The organism is Streptomyces sp. NPDC004788 (assembly GCF_053601115.1).
On sequence record NZ_JBSGBF010000039.1, the window covers coordinates 1 to 19,286 of the forward strand.

At 71.8% G+C, this 19,286-nt stretch carries 23 protein-coding genes and 1 pseudogene; 9 read left to right on the forward strand and 15 right to left on the reverse strand.

Features of this window, described 5'->3' with window-relative positions:
- The 3 genes and pseudogenes from ACWEJX_RS18920 to ACWEJX_RS18930 form a co-directional block, all read right to left on the reverse strand.
- Positions 1-749: pseudogene (locus tag ACWEJX_RS18920) on the reverse strand (LuxR family transcriptional regulator); the annotation flags it as partial.
- 175 nt (positions 750-924) lie between these two features.
- Positions 925-2,298, reverse strand: coding sequence for an FAD-dependent oxidoreductase (locus ACWEJX_RS18925; RefSeq protein WP_451608567.1), 1,374 nt, complete (start codon positions 2,296-2,298; stop codon positions 925-927).
- A gap of 139 nt (positions 2,299-2,437) precedes the next feature.
- On the reverse strand, positions 2,438-3,277 hold the full coding sequence (locus tag ACWEJX_RS18930; protein WP_451608568.1) for a hypothetical protein: 840 nt from the start codon (positions 3,275-3,277) through the stop codon (positions 2,438-2,440).
- 85 nt (positions 3,278-3,362) lie between these two features.
- On the opposite strand from ACWEJX_RS18930, the gene ACWEJX_RS18935 reads away from it, so the two are divergent.
- Complete coding sequence (locus ACWEJX_RS18935) at positions 3,363-3,821, forward strand: hypothetical protein (protein ID WP_451608569.1); 459 nt, start codon at positions 3,363-3,365, stop codon at positions 3,819-3,821.
- 96 nt (positions 3,822-3,917) lie between these two features.
- Positions 3,918-4,295, forward strand: a complete 378-nt coding sequence (locus tag ACWEJX_RS18940; protein ID WP_451608570.1) for a hypothetical protein — start codon at positions 3,918-3,920, stop codon at positions 4,293-4,295.
- Here the strand turns inward: ACWEJX_RS18940 and ACWEJX_RS18945 are convergent.
- The 4 genes from ACWEJX_RS18945 to ACWEJX_RS18960 form a co-directional block, all read right to left on the reverse strand.
- Positions 4,276-4,896 carry an HAD family hydrolase gene (locus ACWEJX_RS18945; RefSeq protein WP_451608571.1) on the reverse strand — a complete coding sequence of 207 codons (621 nt, stop codon included), beginning with the start codon at positions 4,894-4,896 and terminating at the stop codon, positions 4,276-4,278. The two genes, ACWEJX_RS18940 and ACWEJX_RS18945, sit on opposite strands and share 20 nt — an antisense overlap.
- Before the next feature lie 129 nt (positions 4,897-5,025).
- A complete protein-coding gene (locus ACWEJX_RS18950) occupies positions 5,026-5,298 on the reverse strand; it encodes a hypothetical protein (RefSeq protein ID WP_451608572.1) in 273 nt (90 codons plus the stop codon).
- Positions 5,295-5,564 carry a DUF397 domain-containing protein gene (locus tag ACWEJX_RS18955; protein WP_451608573.1) on the reverse strand — a complete coding sequence of 90 codons (270 nt, stop codon included), beginning with the start codon at positions 5,562-5,564 and terminating at the stop codon, positions 5,295-5,297. Before ACWEJX_RS18955 ends, ACWEJX_RS18950 begins: the two co-directional genes overlap by 4 nt.
- Positions 5,546-6,379, reverse strand: a complete 834-nt coding sequence (locus ACWEJX_RS18960; RefSeq protein ID WP_451608574.1) for a helix-turn-helix domain-containing protein — start codon at positions 6,377-6,379, stop codon at positions 5,546-5,548. The genes ACWEJX_RS18955 and ACWEJX_RS18960 overlap by 19 nt, the downstream gene beginning before the upstream one ends.
- Before the next feature lie 131 nt (positions 6,380-6,510).
- On the opposite strand from ACWEJX_RS18960, the gene ACWEJX_RS18965 reads away from it, so the two are divergent.
- The 3 genes from ACWEJX_RS18965 (at position 6,511) to ACWEJX_RS18975 (ending at position 8,374) form a co-directional block, all read left to right on the forward strand.
- Entirely contained in the window at positions 6,511-6,705 is a 195-nt protein-coding gene (locus tag ACWEJX_RS18965; protein ID WP_451608575.1) for a hypothetical protein, read from the forward strand.
- A 28-nt stretch (positions 6,706-6,733) separates the two neighbouring features.
- Entirely contained in the window at positions 6,734-6,949 is a 216-nt protein-coding gene (locus ACWEJX_RS18970) for a hypothetical protein (protein ID WP_451608576.1), read from the forward strand.
- A 123-nt stretch (positions 6,950-7,072) separates the two neighbouring features.
- Entirely contained in the window at positions 7,073-8,374 is a 1,302-nt protein-coding gene (locus ACWEJX_RS18975) for a S8 family serine peptidase (protein WP_451608577.1), read from the forward strand.
- A gap of 3 nt (positions 8,375-8,377) precedes the next feature.
- Here ACWEJX_RS18975 and ACWEJX_RS18980 read toward each other — a convergent pair whose 3' ends face one another.
- A complete protein-coding gene (locus ACWEJX_RS18980; RefSeq protein ID WP_451608578.1) occupies positions 8,378-9,043 on the reverse strand; it encodes a hypothetical protein in 666 nt (221 codons plus the stop codon).
- Positions 9,044-9,158: 115 nt separating this feature from the next.
- On the opposite strand from ACWEJX_RS18980, the gene recO reads away from it, so the two are divergent.
- Genes recO through ACWEJX_RS18995 form a run of 3 tightly spaced genes read left to right on the forward strand, consistent with a single transcriptional unit; the run spans position 9,159 to position 11,276 of the window.
- On the forward strand, positions 9,159-9,908 hold the full coding sequence (gene recO, locus ACWEJX_RS18985; protein ID WP_403793079.1) for a DNA repair protein RecO: 750 nt from the start codon (positions 9,159-9,161) through the stop codon (positions 9,906-9,908).
- Between the two features lie 13 nt (positions 9,909-9,921).
- Positions 9,922-10,746, forward strand: coding sequence for an isoprenyl transferase (locus ACWEJX_RS18990; RefSeq protein ID WP_451608579.1), 825 nt, complete (start codon positions 9,922-9,924; stop codon positions 10,744-10,746).
- A gap of 2 nt (positions 10,747-10,748) precedes the next feature.
- Positions 10,749-11,276: a YcxB family protein gene (locus ACWEJX_RS18995; RefSeq protein ID WP_451608580.1), complete on the forward strand. Its 528-nt coding sequence runs from the start codon at positions 10,749-10,751 to the stop codon at positions 11,274-11,276.
- Positions 11,277-11,342: 66 nt separating this feature from the next.
- Here the strand turns inward: ACWEJX_RS18995 and ACWEJX_RS19000 are convergent, their stop codons facing one another.
- From ACWEJX_RS19000 to ACWEJX_RS19015, 4 genes are all read right to left on the reverse strand, one after another.
- Positions 11,343-11,753: a Fur family transcriptional regulator gene (locus tag ACWEJX_RS19000; RefSeq protein ID WP_345488510.1), complete on the reverse strand. Its 411-nt coding sequence runs from the start codon at positions 11,751-11,753 to the stop codon at positions 11,343-11,345.
- Positions 11,754-11,814: 61 nt separating this feature from the next.
- Positions 11,815-12,720 (reverse strand): metal ABC transporter permease, encoded by a 906-nt coding sequence (locus ACWEJX_RS19005; protein ID WP_451608581.1) that lies wholly within the window; start codon positions 12,718-12,720, stop codon positions 11,815-11,817.
- A gap of 2 nt (positions 12,721-12,722) precedes the next feature.
- Positions 12,723-13,496: a metal ABC transporter ATP-binding protein gene (locus tag ACWEJX_RS19010; protein ID WP_451608621.1), complete on the reverse strand. Its 774-nt coding sequence runs from the start codon at positions 13,494-13,496 to the stop codon at positions 12,723-12,725.
- A gap of 26 nt (positions 13,497-13,522) precedes the next feature.
- On the reverse strand, positions 13,523-14,488 hold the full coding sequence (locus ACWEJX_RS19015) for a metal ABC transporter substrate-binding protein (protein WP_451608582.1): 966 nt from the start codon (positions 14,486-14,488) through the stop codon (positions 13,523-13,525).
- 142 nt (positions 14,489-14,630) lie between these two features.
- Here ACWEJX_RS19015 and ACWEJX_RS19020 point away from each other — a divergent pair, with 142 nt between their 5' ends.
- The gene (locus tag ACWEJX_RS19020) at positions 14,631-16,013 is read left to right on the forward strand and encodes a glycine--tRNA ligase (protein WP_451608583.1); all 1,383 of its coding nucleotides are present in this window, start codon (positions 14,631-14,633) and stop codon (positions 16,011-16,013) included.
- An 81-nt stretch (positions 16,014-16,094) separates the two neighbouring features.
- Here ACWEJX_RS19020 and ACWEJX_RS19025 read toward each other — a convergent pair whose 3' ends face one another.
- The 3 genes from ACWEJX_RS19025 to ACWEJX_RS19035 are packed head-to-tail and all read right to left on the reverse strand — an operon-like array spanning position 16,095 to position 19,205.
- Positions 16,095-16,685, reverse strand: a complete 591-nt coding sequence (locus tag ACWEJX_RS19025; RefSeq protein ID WP_451608584.1) for a TetR family transcriptional regulator — start codon at positions 16,683-16,685, stop codon at positions 16,095-16,097.
- A 16-nt stretch (positions 16,686-16,701) separates the two neighbouring features.
- Positions 16,702-17,727, reverse strand: coding sequence for an aldo/keto reductase (locus ACWEJX_RS19030; protein ID WP_451608585.1), 1,026 nt, complete (start codon positions 17,725-17,727; stop codon positions 16,702-16,704).
- Between the two features lie 41 nt (positions 17,728-17,768).
- Positions 17,769-19,205: an MFS transporter gene (locus ACWEJX_RS19035; RefSeq protein ID WP_451608586.1), complete on the reverse strand. Its 1,437-nt coding sequence runs from the start codon at positions 19,203-19,205 to the stop codon at positions 17,769-17,771.
- Positions 19,206-19,286 lie beyond the last annotated feature (81 nt).

The window sequence follows — 19,286 nt, forward strand, 5'->3', positions numbered from 1 at the left end:
GGGCCGCCGGTCACGACGGCGGGCCCGCCACCCGCCCGGGGCCGCCGCGACCGCGGCGCCGCGCACCACGCCAGGGCCGCGTCCGTCCACTCCACCGTCCGCGCGAGCTCGGCCGCGCGCATGCTCTCGCCGAGGGCCAGGTCGTAGAGCCGGCCCGTGAAGAGGTCGCTCAGTTCGCCTGCCGTCACCGGGCGCATCGCCTCGTCGAGGAGGGCGAGTGCCTCCGCGCGGTGGGCCGGGCCCTGAGCGAGGAGGACCGAGGACGCGGCCTGGTGACTGAGGGCGAGGAGGTCGGGGCTGCCGGAGCGGGCGGCGAGGCGGGTCATGCGGCGGGCGGCGGCGAGGGCCGTGGCCGGGGCGTGGTGTTCCTCGGCGTCCGCGACGTCGGACCAGGCGAGGAGACACTGCTCGGGGCAGTCGGGCCGGCCCTCCAGGTGGTGGCGGGCCCGGTGCAGCCAGCCCGCGGCCGCGGCGGGGCGCCCGAGCCGGCGGTACTCCGCGGACAGCCACCACGCGGCGCGCCCGGCGCCGCACGGGTCGTGCGCCGCGACGTACGCGGCATGGGCGCGCAGCCGGGCCGCGACCGACTCGTCGACGTGGCCGGACCACCAGGCGGAGTCGGCGAGGGCGTCGAGCTCGGCGGGGCCGAGGGGCGCGACGGGATGCCGGTCGGCGGCGTGCAGCAGCCCGTACAGCCCGGCCCAGTCCTCGCGGGCCGCCGCGTCCGTGGCCCGCGCGACGACAGTCACGCTTTCAGCGTAGGACCGGGAACGGAACGGGGCCCGGGGACGCCGCCGGCCGAGACGCGTCGGGCCGTCGCCGCGGAACGGCACCGGGGCCGTACCGGGCCGCGGCCCGCCCGTACGGAACGCCGGGCCCGGGGACATCCCCGGGCCCGGCGCTTCGCGTTGTTCGTTCTGCCGGTCAGGCGAGTTCGACGCCGCTCGCGCGCAGCATGTCCTCGCGCTCGACGATCTTCACGCGCTCACGGCCCTGGGGCTCGCCGAGTGCCTTTTCCGCCGCGTCGAGCTTGTACCAGCCCTCCCACGTCGTGTACGTGATGCCCTTGTCCTCCAGGAAGGCCACGATCGCGGCCTCGTCCGGGGTCTCGGGGGTGAGCAGGCGGCCGTTGGCGTGGTCGTCGAGGAGGTTGGCCACGGTCTCGTTCGCGTCGCCCTTGGTGTGGCCGATGAGGCCGACGGGGCCGCGGCGGATCCAGCCGGTGACGTAGGTGGAGGCCATGTGCTCGCCACTCTCCTCCATCACCCGGCCGCCCTCGTCGGGGACGGTGCCGCTGACGGCGTCCCAGGGGAGCTTCGGCAGCTCGTCGGAGAGGTAGCCGACGGCGCGGTAGACGGCCTGGACGTCCCAGTCGGTCGTCCGGCCGGTGCCCTTGACGTTGCCGGTGCCGTCCAGCTCCGTGCGCTCGGTGCGCAGGCCGACGACCTTGCCGTCCTCGCCGAGGATCTCGACGGGCGACTCGAAGAAGTGCAGGAAGAGCTTGTGCGGGCGGTCGCCGACGTCGCGGATCGCCCAGTTCTCCAGGGTCTTGGCGACCATGTCGGTCTGCTTGTTCTTGCGGCGCTCGGCGATCGAGCCCTCGTCGTAGTCGATGTCCTCGGGGTTGACGATGACCTCGATGTTCGGCGAGTGGTCCAGCTCGCGCAGCTCCATGGGGCTGAACTTCGCCTGGGCCGGGCCGCGGCGCCCGAAGACGTGGATCTCGACGGCCTTGTTGGCCTTCAGGCCGTCGTAGACGTTCGCCGGGATCTCGGTCGGCAGCAGCTCGTCCGCCGTCTTCGCGAGGATGCGGGCGATGTCGAGCGCGACGTTGCCGACGCCGAGCACGGCGACCTTCTCGGCGGAGAGCTCCCAGGTGCGCGGGACGTCGGGGTGGCCGTCGTACCAGGAGGCGAAGTCGGCGGCGCCGAGGGAGCCGTCGAGCTCGACGCCCGGGATGCGCAGCTCGCGGTCGGCCATGGCGCCGGTGGAGAAGATCACGGCGTCGTAGAAGGCGCGCAGGTCGTCGAGGTGGACGTCGGTGCCGTAGTCGACGTTGCCGAAGAGGCGGACCTGCGGCTTGTCGAGGACCTGGTGGAGGGCGGTGATGATGCCCTTGATGCGCGGGTGGTCGGGCGCGACGCCGTAGCGGATGAGGCCGAAGGGCGCGGGCATCCGCTCGAAGAGGTCGATGGACACACCCGGTTCGGCGGCGGCCTCGGACTTCAGCAGCGCATCAGCGGCGTAGATCCCGGCGGGGCCGGCGCCGACGATCGCGACCCGGAGGGGGCGGGGCATGACGGGTTTCCCTTCGCAAGCGACGTGGCGGCGAGGGGAGCCGCCGCTTAGGTCACCCTAAATAACGCGTGTCGCGGGAGAGTACCCGCCCCCGGTCTATGGCCTCATAAGGCGGACTTATGAGATCTCAAAGGGAGTCCTAGACTCCGTCGCCGGTGAGCGTACCGCCCGTGAACGCGTCCACGACCCCGTAGACGACCATGGCCACGGCGTTCAGCGCGCAGAAGAGGATGAACCCGCCCACGGTGACGTCGAGGCGTCGCATGAAGGGGGTCTGCGGCACGAGCACGTCCGCCGGGTCCCGCGGGTCGTAGCTCACCTGGAGGAACGGCGCGGCGCCGAGGTGGGACACGGTGCGGGTCAGGCCGGCGGTGTCGACGTAGAGGTACAGCCCCACCATGTCGGCGGGCGCGGCGAGAACGGTGATGCCGTGCTTGAGCAGCCGGCGCTCGTGCAGCCACGTGCCCACGAGGAACGCGCCGATCCAGAGGCCCGCGCTCCCGATGCCGCCGAATATGACGATCATGACGGGGTAGACCGCGCCGCCCACGATCCCGGTGACCACGGAGAGCGCGACGAGCGTCCCGGCGCAGCCGAACGCCAGCCGCTTCAGCCGGCGCATGAACCGCTCGCGCCACAGCGTCCTGATCGTCCGCAGGATGACGAGCGCGGCGCCGTCCACGTCTTCCGCGTCGGTCGCCGGCTCCTCCAGGAGACCGTTCACGGCGTCGGCGAAAGCCGTGGCCGCCGCCTCGCTCACGTCCTCGATCCCGATCACGTGCGCCGCCGTAGCCGCACTCCCGGCCGGCACCCGCAGCTCGACGGTGACGGACCGCCCCTCGGCCCGCACCCGGGCGATGGCCCGCTCGGGAATCGACAGCTCCTCGCGGGGCCGAGTCAGGAGGAGCCCGCCGGGCTCGGCGGTCAGGACGGCGCCGCCGCGGCCCTGGAGGACGGGTATGGACGAGAGCATCGACATGATCGGGATCGTAGGGAGAGGGGGTGGGCGCGGGGAGGGGAACGCGAAGACGTGCCCGTTAGGGTGGGGAATCATGCGTAATTGGATGTTTGGCGGTGTTTACGGAACAGTGCTCGCGAGCGCCCTGCTCGCGGGCCTGCACAGCGAGGGCGAGACGTACACACCGCTGTACGACGCGCTCTGGATCCTGGTCACGGCCCTGGCCTCGGGCCTCGTGCACGGATACGCCCACCACATGGCGAGTCACCACCCCGGCAGCGAGTCCCTCCGCTGGCGGCGTCTGTTCGTCGCGCTCGGCCGGGAATGGCCCCTCGTCGCCGCCGTCGTCCCCACCGTCCTCCTGCTCCTCCTCGCCGGCGCCGCCGACTGGCCCGAACCGCCTGTCACGGCGGCCGGCCTCACGCTCAACACCCTGCTGCTCGGCGCGTGGGGCACCTTGGCCGCGCTCAAGGCGGGCTACCGCCGCCGCTCCGCCACCCTGGTGGGCCTCGCGGACGCGGCGATCGGCCTGGCGATCGCGGGCGCCAACGCGTTGATCAAGTAGGGGGCGGGTGCCGGGGGCGGGTCCTGGGAGGGGCTTTGCCGGCGGGCGTCGAGGGGGGAGCCCGAGGGCCTGGTCGGCCGGCGGTACTTTCGCGCCATGAAGTACTTCGGCTTCTATGACGGCGCGCCGTACAGGATCGGCGCCGCGACCTCGGCGTCAGCTCTGCCGCGAGGTCCCGTGCGGAGCGACCGGAAGGCCCTCGCGCGCTACCTGGCGGACTGCGAGCGCCTCACCGTCGTGCCGGGGGTGGAGGCGGACCCGTACGACGGCTGCCAGGTGATGGGCGGGTTCAGCCTTCACACGGACGGCGCGTGGTGCTGGCCGGGAATGGCCGTCCGGATGGTCCGCGAGCACGGGCTCGCCGTACCGGTGGAGTTGGAGGAGAGCGCCGTAGCGCGTGGCTTCGTCGCGCCCCTCCTCGGGCACGAGGAGATCGTCGCGCTGTTCCGGGAGGTCAAGGGCGAGCTGTGGTGACCGTGGCGGTGCGCAGAGCGGTGACGTCCGTGTAGTGGTGGGCCGCGAGCCCGGCCGCGTGGGCTGCCGCGACGTGGCCCGGGGTGTCGTCGACGAAGAGGCAGCGGTGGGGAGCGACGTCGACCGCGCGGGCCGCGGCCGCGAAGACCCGCGGGTCCGGCTTCGCGAAACCGAGGCGGGCGGTGTTGACGACCGCGTCGAACGCGTCGGCGAGGCCGAGTGCCGCGAGGTCCGCCTCAAGGCGGGTGGTCGCGTTGGACACGAGGACCACCGGCACCCGACGCCTGAGCTCGGCCAGCAACTCCCGTACGGCGCTGTCGACCCGCCCGGTCAGCGCCGACCAGCCGCGCACGGCCTCCTCGGCCCGCTCCGCCGACCCGCACGCCGCCGTCAGGTCCACCGCGACCCGCCGCCGCCACTCCTCGTCGGTGATCCGGCCCGTCACGGCCGCGTCGAGCAGCGCGGGCCGGAACGCGGCCGCCGCGAGCGTGCCCTCGGGCAGCCCGGCGGCCCGGTCGACCGCGGACATGCCGTCCGCGTCCCACAGGCGCAGCACGCCGTCGAAGTCGCAGAGCAGGGCGTCGAAGGGGAGTTCGCTCATGACGGTGAGCGTAACCGGGAGTCGGGTGCCGGAAGCCGGGTGCCGGGAACGGACCGGATGGGTGCCGGCCGCGGGGCGCGTACGGTCTCCCCGGCCTTGGCCCCGGCTACGGGCTGTCGCGCTCGGCCATCACCGTGATGGCCCCGGCTCCGGCAGTCGGGCCAGCGCCGCGCCCACTGCCGACGCGAACACGTACGCCGACGTGTCGTTCACCCCTTGCACCACGTGCACGACGGGCTCGGCGCCCGCCGGCACGCGGAGCACGACGGTGACCGCCCCGCCGCCCGGCGAGACGCGCTGGACGGCCCGCAGGGGTATGCGGGTCTCCTCGTCGCCGCGGCGGAGAGTGAGGGCGTCGTCCTCGTGACGGAGGACGACGCCGTCGCTGCCGTGAACGATCACGCCTTCACGGCCGCGACGAACGCCGCCCAGGCGGCGGCCGGGACGACGAGCGCGGGACCGGTGGGGTTCTTGCTGTCGCGGACGGGGACGACGCCGGGGACACCGTCGAGGACCTCGACGCAGGAGCCGCCTTCGCCGTTGCTGTACGAGCTCTTGCGCCAGGCGGCGCCGGCGAAGTCGTAGGTGACTTCGACGCAGTCGCCGCCCTGGCCGTTGCTGTAGGAGCTCTTGAACCAGTGGGCGTTGTTCAGGTCGTACTCGCGCATCGTCTGAAGTCCTCCGCCGCCGACTCGATCCGTGCGAGGGACGCCTCCGGCGACAGCGTGGCGACCCTGAGCAGATCGTAGGCGCGCTGTGCCTGCTTCACCACTGCCGGATCGTCAAGGAGCGTTCCCGAAAACTCTGTTTCCGTATAGGCCGTTGGCGGCTGATCCTCGAAGTCCATGAGCTTGAGCGTGCCGGTCATGAACGCGTGCGCTCCGACTGCGATCGGCAGGACTGCGACCAGTGCGCGGCGCTCCCGGACCAGCGCCGCGATGTGGTCCAGTTGCCTGGCCATGAGCTGCGGGCCGCCCACCGGCGCGCGCAGGACGTTCTCATGCAGGACCACCCAGTACTCGGGCCTTGTAGCGTTCTTGAGGATCGCCTGTCGTTCGATCCGCGAGCTGACCTTCTCCTCGACGTAGTCCTCCGTGGCGAACGGGTTCGACGCGATCGTCAACACACTCGCGTACTCCGCTGTCTGCAACAGCCCCGGCACCACCGTCGGCGCGAACTCGCAGATCTTCGTCGCCACCGTCTCAAGTTCCGCCACCTCGTGGAAATAAGAGGCATACGGCGACGCGTTGATGAGCTTCAGGCAAGTCCGTTCGAAAATACCGCCGGTTTGTAGCACCTCGTCGATTCTCTTCGCCACATCCAACTGCGGCTTCCGCACCCCCTGCTCGAACAGGCCGATGTACGTCCCCGACACGAACACCCGTGCACCGAGGTCGTCCCGCGAGATCCTCGCCGCTTCCCTGCGCTCCCTCAGCAGCTCCCCGAAGAACTCCCACGTCGCCTGCTGTTTGCCCTTGGCCATGAATTAACTCACCTGCTCCACACCGCAGTTGTCTCCCCCGCGCGTCTGTCGATTCTACGGATTCCCCTCCACTCTGGTCGGTGTAACCGGGAATTGGATTCGGAAAGGAACGCGTTGTGGAAGAAGACAGCATGCGGTCGACGGAAGAGGCGCGTGAGGCGGTGCGGGAATTGCGCGAGGCGCTCGACAGGGCCGGAATCACCCTGCCCTCGCTCGGACTCGACGCCGTCACCCTCGCCGCCGTTCCGCCTCGGCCGCTGGTGGAACTCGGGCGCTGCACGGCGGCGACGGCGCGGCTCCTCGCCGCCGCGCTCGCGAGCGAGTGAAGAAGTGAGTGACGCAAGGAGGACGAGGATGAGAGTGCCCATCGGGGCGTACGTGGTCGACCTCCGCACCGGAAGGGTCGGCACCGTCATGGGGCACGTGGGGCCCTGTCTCCAGCTCCGGCCCATCGGCGGCGGGCGTGAGTGGGACTGTGAGCCGGACGGCGTACGGGTCGCCACCGCGGCCGAGCGGCTGAGCGCGGCGACGGCGCACGCCAACGCGCGGAGCCGGGGTGAGGTGCCGTGAGGTCGTGAGCCGTACGGGTGTCGGTACGGGTTAGGCCAACCGCCGCGCCCGCGCTGCAGGCCCGCCACCGCGCCGGTTACGTGGTCCACGCGAAGTGGATCACTCACGGAAACGAGGTGTGGCATGGCGGGACGAAGGCGTGTCGCGGCGTCGGCGGCGGCGTCCGCGGCGGCGGCCGTGGCGCTGCTGGCGGGTGGGCTGACGGGCGCGCAGGGGGCGGCGGCCGAGCCGTTGGGGCGGTACGTGGTCGTGCTGGACGAGACGGCGCGCGGGCAGGTCGACACGATCGTGGCGGAGCACGTCAGGGCCCATGGGCTGCAGGCGGGCTTCCGGTACTCGCACGCGGTCGTCGGGTACGCGGCGGTCATCCCGGAGGGCGAGGTGGCGGCGCTGCGGGCGTCGCCGCACGTGAAGGCGGTGGCGCCGGATCTGCCCGTGCGGGCGACCGCGCAGGTGCTGCCGACCGGGATCGACCGGGTGCAGGCCGATGTGAGCAGTGCGCGCGCCGGGGACGGGAGCGGGGCCGTCGACGTCGGTGTGGCGGTCATCGACACCGGGATCGACACCCGGCACCCGGACCTCAACGTGGTGGGCGGCACGAACTGCGTGTCGACGCGGCCGGGCGCGTCGTACCGGGACAACAACGGCCACGGCACGCACGTGGCCGGCACGATCGGGGCGCGGGACAACGGGTCCGACGTGGTCGGGATCGCGCCGGGCGCGCGGCTGTACTCGGTGAAGGTGCTGAACTCGGCCGGCCGCGGCTACCTGTCGAACATCGTGTGCGGCCTCGACTGGGTGGCGGACAACGCGGCCCGGCTGGGCATCAAGGTCGCGAACATGAGCCTGGGCGGGGCCGGTACGGACGACGGCGACTGCGGCCTCACCAACGGCGACCCGGAGCACCAGGCGATCTGCCGGGTGGTCGACCAGGCGGGTGTGACGATGGTGGCGGCGGCGGGCAACAGCACGAACGACCTGGCCGGCTTCGTCCCGGCCGGGTACGACGAGGTGCTGACCGTGACCGCGGTGGCCGACTTCGACGGCAGGCCGGGCGGCGGGGCCGCCGCGACCTGTTACTCCGACGTGGACGACACCGCGGCGGACTTCTCCAGCTTCGCCGTCGGCGCGGCGGACGCGGCGCACACGATCGCGGGCCCGGGCGCGTGCATCACCTCCACGCGCCTCGGCGGCGGCACCACGGTCCTCTCCGGCACCTCGATGGCCTCACCGCACGTCGCCGGCACGGCCGCCCTCTGCCTCGCCGGCCCGTCCTGCGCGGGCCTGACGCCGGCCCAGGTCCGCGCGAAGCTGCGCAGCGACGCGGCCGCCCAGCCCGTCTCGTACGGCTTCACGGGCGACCCGAACCACTCGCCCGTCAGCGGCCGCTACTACGGCCACCTGGTCCACGCGGGCGGCTACTGACGGTCAGTCCTCGAAGTAGTTCGTCAGGAAGCAGCCGTCCACCGGGGTCGGGTCCTTGCGGTAGCCGCTCGGCGGGTTGAAACCGGGGAAGCAGTTGAGGATCATCGGGCCGCCGGGGGAGAGGAGGTAGCGGATCGCCGACTTCCGGTCGGGCAGGACGGCGAAGTCCTGGCCGACCAGGAACTTGCCCCGGTGGCCCTGGTTCGGGCTCTCCTTGCGGTCCTCGTCCATCTCGGCCTTGTACTTCGTCTCGAAGGTCTTCAGGTCCTTGAACATGAAGATGCGGAGGCCGTGGTCGCAGGCCCCGCGCTCGGTGACGGACCACGTCGCGTCGTAGTTCTCGTCGCCGCCGAAGAAGTCGTCGTCGTTCGGGTCGGTGGACAGGTCGTCGCACGGCGTGAAGGTGCTGACCAGCTGCACCGCCCCCGCCATCGTGCCGGCCTTCGGCAGCCCCGCGACGCCGGTCCCGGCCGTCCCGTCGCCGTCTCCGCCGCCCTGGCCCGTGCCGTCCCCGCCGCCCGTCGGGTCGCCCAGCGCCTTGTCCACGCCGGCCGAGCCGGTGCCTCCGCTGCCGCCCGTCGCGTCGCCTCCTCCGCAGGCGGTGAGGGCGGTCAGGGCGAGCATGGACGAGGCGATGACGAACAGTGGCTTCAGCTGCTTCGTACGCATGAGTTCGGAACCCCCGGGCTGGAACGAGCGTGAACGATCATGGACGGGCGCGACTCTAGATTTGCTGGCGCGTACATGGCAAATCACTGCCCGGCGCATACGCGAGAATGGCCCCATGAGTCTGTTCCGCGACGACGGCATCGTGCTGCGCACCCAGAAGCTGGGTGAAGCGGACCGCATCATCACCATCCTCACGCGCGGTCACGGCCGCGTACGCGCCGTCGCGCGCGGGGTCCGGCGGACCAAGTCGAAGTTCGGGGCGCGGCTCGAACCGTTCTCGCACGTGGACGTGCAGTTCTTCGCCCGCGGGAGTGAGCTGGTCGGACGCGGGCTGCCGCTCTGCACCCAGAGCGAGACCATCGCCGCGTACGGCAGCGGCATCGTCACCGACTACGCCCGGTACACCGCCGGCACCGCGATGCTGGAGACGGCGGAACGGTTCACCGACCACGAGGGCGAGCCGGCCGTGCAGCAGTACCTGCTGCTCGTCGGCGGGCTGCGCACCCTCGCGCGCGGGGAGCACGCCCCCCACCTCATCCTCGACGCCTTCCTGCTGCGTTCGCTCGCCGTCAACGGCTACGCGCCCAGCTTCGAAGACTGTGCGAAATGCGGACTTCACGGCCCCAACCGCTTCTTTTCGGTCGCCGCGGGCGGAGTCATCTGCGCGGACTGCCGGGTGCCCGGAAGCGTCGTACCCTCTGCGGAGGCCGTAGGGCTGCTCAGCGCGCTGCTGACCGGCGACTGGGAGACGGCGGACGCGTGCGAGCCGCGTCACGTCAGGGAGGGCAGCGGACTCGTGTCCGCCTATCTGCACTGGCACCTGGAACGCGGACTGCGCTCGCTGCGGTACGTAGAGAAGAGCTAGGAGACACCACGCCATGGCCATCGCACGACTCCTCGGGCGCCAGCGACGGGAGTACAGGACCCCCGAGCCGCACCCCTCCGGCGCCCGCCCGCCGAAGCTCCAGCCGGAGCTCGTGCCCGAGCACGTCGCGATCGTCATGGACGGCAACGGCCGCTGGGCCAAGGAGCGCGGGCTGCCGCGCACCGAGGGGCACAAGGTCGGCGCCGAGCAGGTGCTCGACGTGCTCCAGGGCGCGATCGAGATGGGCGTGGGCGCGATCTCGCTGTACGCCTTCTCCACGGAGAACTGGAAGCGCTCGCCCGAGGAGGTGCGCTTCCTGATGAACTTCAACCGCGACTTCATCCGCAAGACCCGCGACCAGCTCGACGAGCTCGGCATCCGGGTCCGCTGGGTCGGCCGCATGCCCAAGCTGTGGAAGTCGGTGGCCAAGGAGCTCCAGGTCGCCCAGGAGCAGACCAAGGACAACACCAAGCTGACGCTGTACTTCTGCATGAACTACGGCGGCCGCGCGGAGCTCACGGACGCGGCGCAGGCGCTCGCGGAGGACGTGAAGGCGGGCCGGCTCGACCCGGCGAAGATCACCGAGAAGACCATCCAGAAGTACCTCTACTACCCGGACATGCCGGACGTCGACCTCTTCCTGCGGCCCAGCGGCGAGCAGCGCACCTCCAACTACCTGATCTGGCAGAGCGCGTACGCCGAGATGGTCTTCCAGGACGTGCTGTGGCCCGACTTCGACCGCCGCGACCTGTGGCGGGCCTGCGTCGAGTACGCCCAGCGCGACCGGCGCTTCGGCGGCGTGGACCCGGCGGACCTCGCCGTCCTCGACAAGGCCTGAGCGTGGACAGGGGGGTTACGACGATGGAGCTGGTCTACACGCCGACGCGCGCGGACGTCCATGAGGCGATACGGGCGCGGCGGCGGACGACGCCGTCCGGGCGCCGGATGCGGTGGCTGACGCCTCTCACGCTGGGCCTGGTGGCCCTGGCGATCGTCCTGAAGCTGATCAGCCCCGAGCCCGACACCCGGGGCATCGTGCTCATGGTCTGGCTCGGGCTGACCGCCGCCGTCGTGCCCGTGCTGGTTCCCTGGCTCAGCGCCCGGCAGATGTTCCCGATGCTGGAGCGGCAGGGCGAGTTCCGGGCCCGCGTGGACGACGAGGGAGTCCGCTTCACCTCCCGCGACAGCGAGGTCGTCAACCGCTGGCAGATGCTGTCCCGGTACGTCGAGACGCCCACGCTGTTCGTCCTGCTCACCGCCGACAAGGGCGGGGTGGGGTTCGCGGCCCTGCCCAAGCGCGCGCTCACCGGTCCCGGTGACGTCGACGGGCTCCGTGCCCTGCTGGACGCGCACCTCACCCGAATCTGACCCGGCGCACACGCGAAGGGCCCGCACCGATCGACATCGGTGCGGGCCCTTCGCATATATGTCACGTCACTTCGCCGCGCACTCCGCGCACGTCCCGAAGATCTCCACCGTGTGCGCCACGTTCACGAAGCCGTGCTCGGCCGCGATCGTCTCCGCCCACTGCTCCACCGCCGGGCCCTCGACCTCCACGGCCTTGCCGCAGACGCGGCAGACCAGGTGGTGGTGATGGTCGCCGGTCGAGCAGCGGCGGTAGACGGTCTCGCCGTCGCTGGTGCGCAGCGCGTCGACCTCGCCGGCCTCGGCCAGGGACTGGAGCGTGCGGTAGACCGTGGTGAGACCGACGGAGTCGCCGCGGTGCTTGAGCATGTCGTGCAGCTCCTGGGCACTGCGGAACTCGTCCACCTCGTTCAGTGCCGCCGACACGGCGGCCCGCTGCTTGGTCGAGCGGCCTCGTACGGGGGGTCCTGCCGTCACCACGGGGGGCCTCCTAAATCCTTGTCTGCCCCCGCCATTCTGCCAGTCCCCCCGTCCTGCGAGATCAGACCTTCACGTCGTCCGAGGGGCGGCGGGTGGCCGGAAGTGCCGCGTTGACCGCCGCGTCGCAGGCTCGTGCGGCCGCCTCGGCGGCCCGGGCGCGGCGCCGGGCGAGCGGCGTGGCGAGGGCGGTGAGGGCGATGAAGACGCCGATCGCGAGGAGGACGATCGTCGCGCCGGGCGGCGCGTCGACGTAGTACGTCGTGACCGTGCCGGAAAGGGTGACGGCGACGCCGATGACGACGGCGAGCACGAAGGTCGTACGGAAGGACCGGGACAGCTGCTGGGCGGCGGCCACCGGGACCACCATCAGGGCGCTGACCAGGAGCAGGCCGACGACGCGCATGGCGACGGTGACGGTCACGGCGGCGGTGACCGCGACGAGCAGGTTGAGGAACCGCACCGGCAGGCCGGTGACGCGGGCGAAGTCCTCGTCCTGGCTGACGGCGAAGAGCTGGCGGCGCAGGCCGACGGTGACGAGGACGACGAAGCCGGCCAGCAGGACGATCGCCGTCACGTCGGCGGGGGAGACCGTCGCGAGGGAGCCGAAGAGGTACGAGACCAGGTTGGCGTTGGAGCCGGTCGGCGACAGGTTCATCAGCAGGACGCCGCCGGACATGCCGCCGTAGAAGAGCAGCGCGAGGGCGAGGTCGCCGCGGGTCTTGCCGTACGCCCGGATGAGCTCCATGGCGACCGCGCCGGCGACGGCGACCAGGGTGGCCATCCAGACCGGGCTGGAGTTGAGGAGGAAGCCGAGACCGACGCCGGTCATGGCGACGTGGCCGATGCCGTCGCCGATGAGCGCCTGGCGGCGCTGCACGAGGTAGATGCCGACGGCGGGGGCGGTGATGCCGACCAGCACGGCCGCGATGAGTGACCGCTGCATGGCGGCGGAGGCGAGGAAGTCCATGGTCAGGTCAGCAGTCCCGTACGGAGCGGCTCGTCGGCCGCGTGGGGGTGGACGTGGTCGTGGCCGGGCAGCGCGTGCTGGCCCACGGCCTCCGGCGGCGGGCCGTCGTGGACGACGCAGCCGTCGCGGAGCACGACCGCGCGGTCGATGAGGGGCTCCAGGGGGCCCAGCTCGTGCAGGACGAGGAGGACGGAGGTGCCGGCGGCGACCTGCTCGCGCAGGGTGGCGGCGAGGATCTCCTGGCTGGCGAGGTCGACGCCGGCCATCGGCTCGTCCATGATCAGCAGCTCGGGCTCGGAGGCGAGCGCGCGGGCGATGAGCACGCGCTGGTGCTGGCCGCCGGAGAGCGCGGAGACGGAGTCCTTGGCGCGGTCGGCGAGGCCGACGAGGGCGATGGCGCGGTCGACGGCGGCCCGGTCGGCCCTGCTCGGCCAGCCGAAGCGGCGGCGGGCGAGCCGGCCGGAGGTGACGACCTCGCGGATGGTGGCGGGGACGCCGCCGGCGGCGGTGGTGCGCTGCGGGACGTAGCCGATGCGGGCCCAGTCGCGGAACCGCTTGCGCGGGGTGCCGAACAGCTCGATGGTGCCGCCGGTCAGCGGCACCTGGCCGATGATCGAGCGGACGGCGGTGGACTTGCCCGAGCCGTTGGCGCCGAGCAGCGCGACGACCTCGCCGCGCCGGACGGTGAGGTCGACCCCGCGCAGGACGGGGCGCGCGCCGAGGGCCGCGGTGGCGCCGCGGACGGAGATGACGGGCTGGTCGTCGTCGCTCACGATGGCTTCTTCCTGTGCCTGGGTGACGGTCACTTGGCGCCGAGCGCGGTCTTCAGCGCGGCCAGGTTGGCCCGCATGACCTCGAAGTAGTCGTGGCCCCGGGACTTGTCCGTGATGCCTTCGAGCGGGTCGAGCACGTCGGTCTTCAGGCCGGTGTCGCCGGCGAGGGTCCTGGCGGTCTTGTCGCTCGCGAGGGTCTCGAAGAAGACGGTGGAGACCTTGTCCTTCTTCGCGACGTCCTGGAGCTGCTTGACGCGGGCGGGGCTCGGCTCGGACTCGGGGTCGACGCCGGAGATGCCCTCCTGCTCCAGGCCGTAGCGCTCGGCGAGGTAGCCGAAGGCGGAGTGTGTGGTGATGAAGGTCCTGGTGGCGGTGTTCTTCAGGCCGGCGGCGAACTCGGTGTTCAGCTCGCCGAGCTTCTTCACCAGGGCGTCGGTGTTCTTCTTGTAGTCGGCGGCGTGGTCCGGGTCGGCCTTCTCGAATACGGCGCCCACGCCCTTGGCGACCTCGGCGTACTTCACGGGGTCGAGCCAGATGTGCGGGTCGGCGCCGGCCTCGGACTCGTGGTCGTGGCCCGCCTCCTCGGCGTGCTCGTGGCCGCCGGCCTCGGTGCCGTGCTCTTCGAGCTTCGTGAGGGTGGCGGCGTCGACGGTGGTCTCGACGCCGGACTGCGCGATGGCGTCGTCGACGGCGGGCTGCAGGCCCTTGAGGTAGAGGATCACGTCGGCCGTGCCGAGATCGACGACCTGCCGGGGCTTGAGCTCCAGGTCGTGCGGCTCGACGCCGGGCTTGGTGAGCGTGTCGACGGAGACGTGGTCGCCGCCTATCTGCTGGGCCAGGAACTGCATCGGGTAGAACGACGCCACGACGCCCAGCTTGCCGTCCCCGTGCCGGTCGGCGGCGTCCGAGCTTCCACCGCAGGCGGAGAGGGTGACGAGCCCGAGGGCGACGGCTCCGGCGACGGCGGTCGGGGGTATCAGTCGGCGTACGTTCATGACAGTCATTTTCAACAAAGATGGAAACGGTTGTCAATTGCCGATGCAGGGGGCCGGTGGGCCGGAACCGATTTGATACGGGGGCCCGGGGCGCCGGTAACCTGAGGCATTCGCACTTCGTCGTCGTAATGAAGAGAGCACCGTGGCCGCCGACAAGATCGACACCATCGTCAGCCTGAGCAAGCGCCGTGGCTTCGTCTACCCCTGCAGCGAGATCTACGGCGGTCAGAAGGCCGCCTGGGACTACGGGCCGCTGGGTGTCGAGATGAAGGAGAACATCAAGCGCCAGTGGTGGCGCTACATGGTCACCTCGCGCGAGGACGTCGTCGGTATCGACTCGTCCGTCATCCTGGCCACCGAGGTGTGGGAGGCGTCCGGTCACGTCGCGACCTTCACCGACCCGCTGACCGAGTGCACCTCCTGCCACAAGCGCTACCGCGCCGACCACCTGGAGGAGGCGTACGAGGAGAAGCACGGCCGCCTCCCCGAGAACGGCCTCACCGACCTGAACTGCCCCAACTGCGGCAACAAGGGCACCTTCACCGAGCCCAAGCAGTTCTCCGGCCTGCTCTCCACGCACCTCGGCCCGACCCAGGACTCCGGCTCCGTCGCGTACCTGCGCCCCGAGACCGCCCAGGGCATCTTCACCAACTTCGCCCAGGTGCAGCAGACTTCCCGCAAGAAGCCGCCGTTCGGCATCGCGCAGATGGGCAAGTCCTTCCGGAACGAGATCACTCCGGGCAACTTCATCTTCCGCACCCGCGAGTTCGAGCAGATGGAGATGGAGTTCTTCGTCAAGCCGGGCGAGGACGAGCAGTGGCAGGAATACTGGATGGAGCAGCGCTGGAACTGGTACACCGGCCTGGGTCTCCGTGAGGAGAACATGCGCTGGTACGAGCACCCGGCGGAGAAGCTCTCCCACTACTCGAAGCGCACCGCCGACATCGAGTACCGCTTCCAGTTCGGCGGCAGCGAGTGGGGCGAGCTGGAGGGCGTCGCCAACCGCACCGACTACGACCTCTCCGCGCACTCCAAGGCCTCCGGCAACGACCTGGTCTACTTCGACCAGGAGGCCCAGGAGAAGTGGACGCCGTACGTCATCGAGCCCGCCGCCGGTGTCGGCCGCACGATGCTCGCCTTCCTGCTCGACGCGTACATCGAGGACGAGGCCCCGAACGCCAAGGGCGTCATGGAGAAGCGCACCGTGCTGCGCCTCGACCACCGCCTGGCCCCGGTCAAGGTCGCCGTCCTGCCGCTGTCCCGCAACCCGCAGCTCTCGCCGAAGGCCAAGGGCCTCGCGGCCGACCTGCGGCAGAACTGGAACATCGAGTTCGACGACGCCGGCGCCATCGGCCGCCGCTACCGCCGCCAGGACGAGATCGGCACGCCGTTCTGCGTCACCGTCGACTTCGACACCCTTGAGGACAACGCGGTGACCGTGCGCGAGCGCGACACCATGAAGCAGGAGCGCGTCTCCCTCGACCAGATCCAGGGCTACCTGGCCAGCCGCCTCATCGGCTGCTGACCCAGCTCCTGGCACCCTCTGGCACACGGCGAAGCCCCCGGTTCCGTTCCCGGAACCGGGGGCTTTCCCGTGCCTGAAGCCTTATGCCCTGAGCGCGCGCTGCACCAGCGACACCACCGCGTCGAACGCCGCCTCGACGTCCTCGGCGGCCCACTCCGCCGCGTGCGCCGGGTTGTGGAAGCGGTCCGTGGCGTGGAAGACGGCCCGCGCCGTCGTCGCGAAGTCCCGCTCGGGGGCGGCGAAGACGCCCTCGCGGTGCCCGTCGGCGAGGATCCGGGCGATCTGGTCGACCAGGTGCTGCTCGTGGCGGTCGACGACCGCGCTGTTCTCGCCGATCAGCACCTGGAAGGTGGCCATCAGCTCCGGATCGCCGCCCGCCTTGCTGCGCTTGAATCGGAAGAGGGCGGTCAGCCAGCCGGTGAGCCGCCGGTCGGCGGGCTCGGAGCCCTCGACGTACGGCGCGAGCGAGATGATCGTGCGCTCCAGCCACCGCTCGGTGACGGCCTCGCGCAGCTCGGCCTTGGTGCGGAAGTGCCGGTAGACGCTGCCGTGGCTGACGCCGAGCGCCCGGGCCACGTCCACGACGGTCGCCTTCGCAGGGCCGTAGCGGCGCAGCACCTCCTCGGTGGCTTCGAGGATGCGCTCTGCGGTCAGGGTCTCCGTGGTGGCCATGGAATGACATTACCTGTCAGCGCTCGCTGTCCAGGTGGGCCATCTGCGACTCCGGGTAGCGGTCGCCGGCCGCCGCGTCCGCCGGGACGGCCGCCTCGATCGCCGCGAGGTCGGCCGCGTCCAGCGTCACGTCCAGGGCGCCGAGGGCCTCGGCGAGCCGGTCGCGGCGGCGGGCGCCGACGAGCGGGACGATGTCGGCGCCCTGCGCCAGCACCCAGGCGATGGCGAGCTGCGCCACCGAGACGCCCTTGGCCTCGGCGATCGTGCGCAGCCGGTCCACCAGGTCCAGGTTGTGGCCGAGGTTCTCGCCCTGGAAGCGCGGGCTGAAGCCGCGGAAGTCGCCGGCGGCGAGCTCGCGGTCCCGGGTGAAGTGGCCGCTGATCAGACCGCGGGAGAGGACCCCGTACGCGGTGATGCCGATGCCCAGCTCGCGGGCGGTCGGCAGGATCTTCTCCTCGATGCCGCGGGAGATCAGCGAGTACTCGATCTGGAGGTCCGCGATCGGGGCGACGGCCGCCGCCCGGCGCAGGGTGTCCGCGCCGACCTCGGAGAGTCCGATGTGCCGGACGTGCCCGGCCTCGACCAGCTCGGCGATGGCGCCGACGGTCTCCTCGATCGGGACCTCCGGGTCGAGGCGGGCGATCCGGTAGACGTCGATGTGGTCGGTGCCGAGCCGCTGCAGCGAGTACGCGAGGAAGTTCTTCACCGCGGCCGGGCGGCCGTCTACGCCGGTGAAGCCGCCCTCGACGGTGCGCATCGCGCCGAACTTCACGCTGGTCAGCGCCCGCTCGCGGGCGGCGGCCGGGGCGGTCCGCAGGGTCTCGTTGATCAGCAGCTCGTTGTGGCCCATGCCGTAGAAGTCGCCGGTGTCGAGGAGCGTGACGCCGGCGTCCAGGGCGGCGTGGATCGTCGCGATCGACTCGGCGCGGTCGGCCTCGCCGTACAGCGCGGACATGCCCATGCAGCCGAGGCCGAGGGGGAAGACGCGGGGGCCGGTGGCGCCGAGGGGACGGGAGGGATGCGTGTTCGTGTTCGTCGTCATGCGTCAACCATGACATGTGCGATGACAGATTTCAATATCTGTCAGTCGATCGTCTTCGGGAGGCGCAGCGCGAAGGCGCCCGTCACCACCGCGAGACCCGCCTGCACCAGCAGCGTCACCGTCAGCGCCGTGTCCGTCGGACCCGTCGCCGACAGGGACAGGAACAGCGAGCCGAGCGTCGCCACGCCCACCGCCATGGCCGACTGCTGCGCCGTCACGAGCACGCCGCTGCCCACGCCCGCCCGCTCCGCCGGCACCTCCGAGAGCACCACCCGGAAGAGGACCGGCAGCTGGAGCCCCTGGCCCAGGCCCGCCACCGCCATGCCCGGCGCCAGGTCCGCCACCGAAAGGTCCGGCCAGGAGCGCGCCGCCGCCCAGACGATCAGGCCGAGACCGAGGGCCTGGAGCAGGGCGCCGACCGGGACGATCCGGGTGCCCCAGCGGCGGACGAGCCGCGGGCCGGCGAGCGAGGCGCCGAAGAAGGCGAGCGCCATCGGTGCCACCGCGAGGCCCGAGGCCACCGCGCTCAGGCCCAGGGCCTGCTGGAGCGCCACCGCCATCACGAACATGAAGCCGCTGAAACCGCCCGACAGCGGCACGATCAGCGAGACCCCGCGCCGCAGCGACACCAGGTCGAGCAGGCTCGGCGGGACCAGCGGGGTGGCGCCCCGGCGGTCCGCCCGCCGCTCCACCCACCAGAAGGCGCCGGCCGCGAACGGGAACACGGCGAGCGCGACCCACGTCCACACCGGCCAGCCCGCGGCCCGGCCCTCGGTCAGCGGGGCGAGCAGGGTGAGCAGCGCGACGGCGAGCAGCAGGGTGCCGGGCACGTCGACGGGCGCGGGCCGGTCGGAGCGGGTCTCGGGGACGCTGCGGGCGGCGAGCGCGAGCCCGACCACCGCCACCGGCACGTTCACCAGGAAGACCGAGCGCCAGCCGGTGCCCGCGATGTCGGCGGCCACGAGCACGCCGCCCAGGATCTGGCCCACCGTCATCGAGAGGCCGGCGGTCGCCCCGTAGAGGCTGAGGGCCCGTGCCCGGCGCGGTCCCGACGTCGAGGAGTGGATGGTCGCGAGGACCTGCGGCAGCATCAGCGCGGCCGCGGCACCCTGTGCCACCCGCGCGCCGACCAGCGTCCAGGCGTCCGGGGCGAGGCCGCAGGCGAGGGAGGTGAGGCCGAAGGCGGCCATGCCGGCGAGGAAGAGCCGGCGGCGGCCGAAGAGGTCGCCGAGCCGGCCGCCGAGGACGAGCAGCACGGCGTACGACAGGCCGTACCCGGCCACGACCAGCTCCAGGAGCGCCGGTCCCGCGGCCAGGTCGTGGTCGATGGTGGGCAGGGCGACGTTGACGATGAAGAAGTCGACGAGGGGCAGCGCGGCGCCGAGCAGCACGGTGAACAGGCCGAGGGTGCTGAGGGCCGGCGGGGCCGGGGTGAGGACCGCCGCGGTGCGGGTGGACGGATCGGTTGTCGTAGTCACGCATCCGAGGTTCCGCCGATCCTCAGCCTGGTACCAGAGGGTGTTTATCCTGGTACAAGCACTACCTGGCAACGGGCTGCG

What these genes read in the sequence shown, in the direction of transcription:
- ACWEJX_RS18925 (WP_451608567.1), bottom strand. Translation starts at nt 2,298, where the DNA reads ATGCCCCGCCCCCTCCGGGTCGCGATCGTCGGCGCCGGCCCCGCCGGG.
- ACWEJX_RS18930 (WP_451608568.1), bottom strand. Translation starts at nt 3,277, where the DNA reads ATGTCGATGCTCTCGTCCATACCCGTCCTCCAGGGCCGCGGCGGCGCC.
- ACWEJX_RS18935 (WP_451608569.1), top strand. Translation starts at nt 3,363, where the DNA reads ATGTTTGGCGGTGTTTACGGAACAGTGCTCGCGAGCGCCCTGCTCGCG.
- ACWEJX_RS18940 (WP_451608570.1), top strand. Translation starts at nt 3,918, where the DNA reads ATGAAGTACTTCGGCTTCTATGACGGCGCGCCGTACAGGATCGGCGCC.
- ACWEJX_RS18945 (WP_451608571.1), bottom strand. Translation starts at nt 4,896, where the DNA reads ATGAGCGAACTCCCCTTCGACGCCCTGCTCTGCGACTTCGACGGCGTG.
- ACWEJX_RS18955 (WP_451608573.1), bottom strand. Translation starts at nt 5,564, where the DNA reads ATGCGCGAGTACGACCTGAACAACGCCCACTGGTTCAAGAGCTCCTAC.
- ACWEJX_RS18960 (WP_451608574.1), bottom strand. Translation starts at nt 6,379, where the DNA reads ATGGCCAAGGGCAAACAGCAGGCGACGTGGGAGTTCTTCGGGGAGCTG.
- ACWEJX_RS18965 (WP_451608575.1), top strand. Translation starts at nt 6,511, where the DNA reads ATGCGGTCGACGGAAGAGGCGCGTGAGGCGGTGCGGGAATTGCGCGAG.
- ACWEJX_RS18970 (WP_451608576.1), top strand. Translation starts at nt 6,734, where the DNA reads ATGAGAGTGCCCATCGGGGCGTACGTGGTCGACCTCCGCACCGGAAGG.
- ACWEJX_RS18975 (WP_451608577.1), top strand. Translation starts at nt 7,073, where the DNA reads ATGGCGGGACGAAGGCGTGTCGCGGCGTCGGCGGCGGCGTCCGCGGCG.
- ACWEJX_RS18980 (WP_451608578.1), bottom strand. Translation starts at nt 9,043, where the DNA reads ATGCGTACGAAGCAGCTGAAGCCACTGTTCGTCATCGCCTCGTCCATG.
- recO (WP_403793079.1), top strand. Translation starts at nt 9,159, where the DNA reads ATGAGTCTGTTCCGCGACGACGGCATCGTGCTGCGCACCCAGAAGCTG.
- ACWEJX_RS18990 (WP_451608579.1), top strand. Translation starts at nt 9,922, where the DNA reads ATGGCCATCGCACGACTCCTCGGGCGCCAGCGACGGGAGTACAGGACC.
- ACWEJX_RS19005 (WP_451608581.1), bottom strand. Translation starts at nt 12,720, where the DNA reads ATGGACTTCCTCGCCTCCGCCGCCATGCAGCGGTCACTCATCGCGGCC.
- ACWEJX_RS19015 (WP_451608582.1), bottom strand. Translation starts at nt 14,488, where the DNA reads ATGAACGTACGCCGACTGATACCCCCGACCGCCGTCGCCGGAGCCGTC.
- ACWEJX_RS19025 (WP_451608584.1), bottom strand. Translation starts at nt 16,685, where the DNA reads ATGGCCACCACGGAGACCCTGACCGCAGAGCGCATCCTCGAAGCCACC.
- ACWEJX_RS19030 (WP_451608585.1), bottom strand. Translation starts at nt 17,727, where the DNA reads ATGACGACGAACACGAACACGCATCCCTCCCGTCCCCTCGGCGCCACC.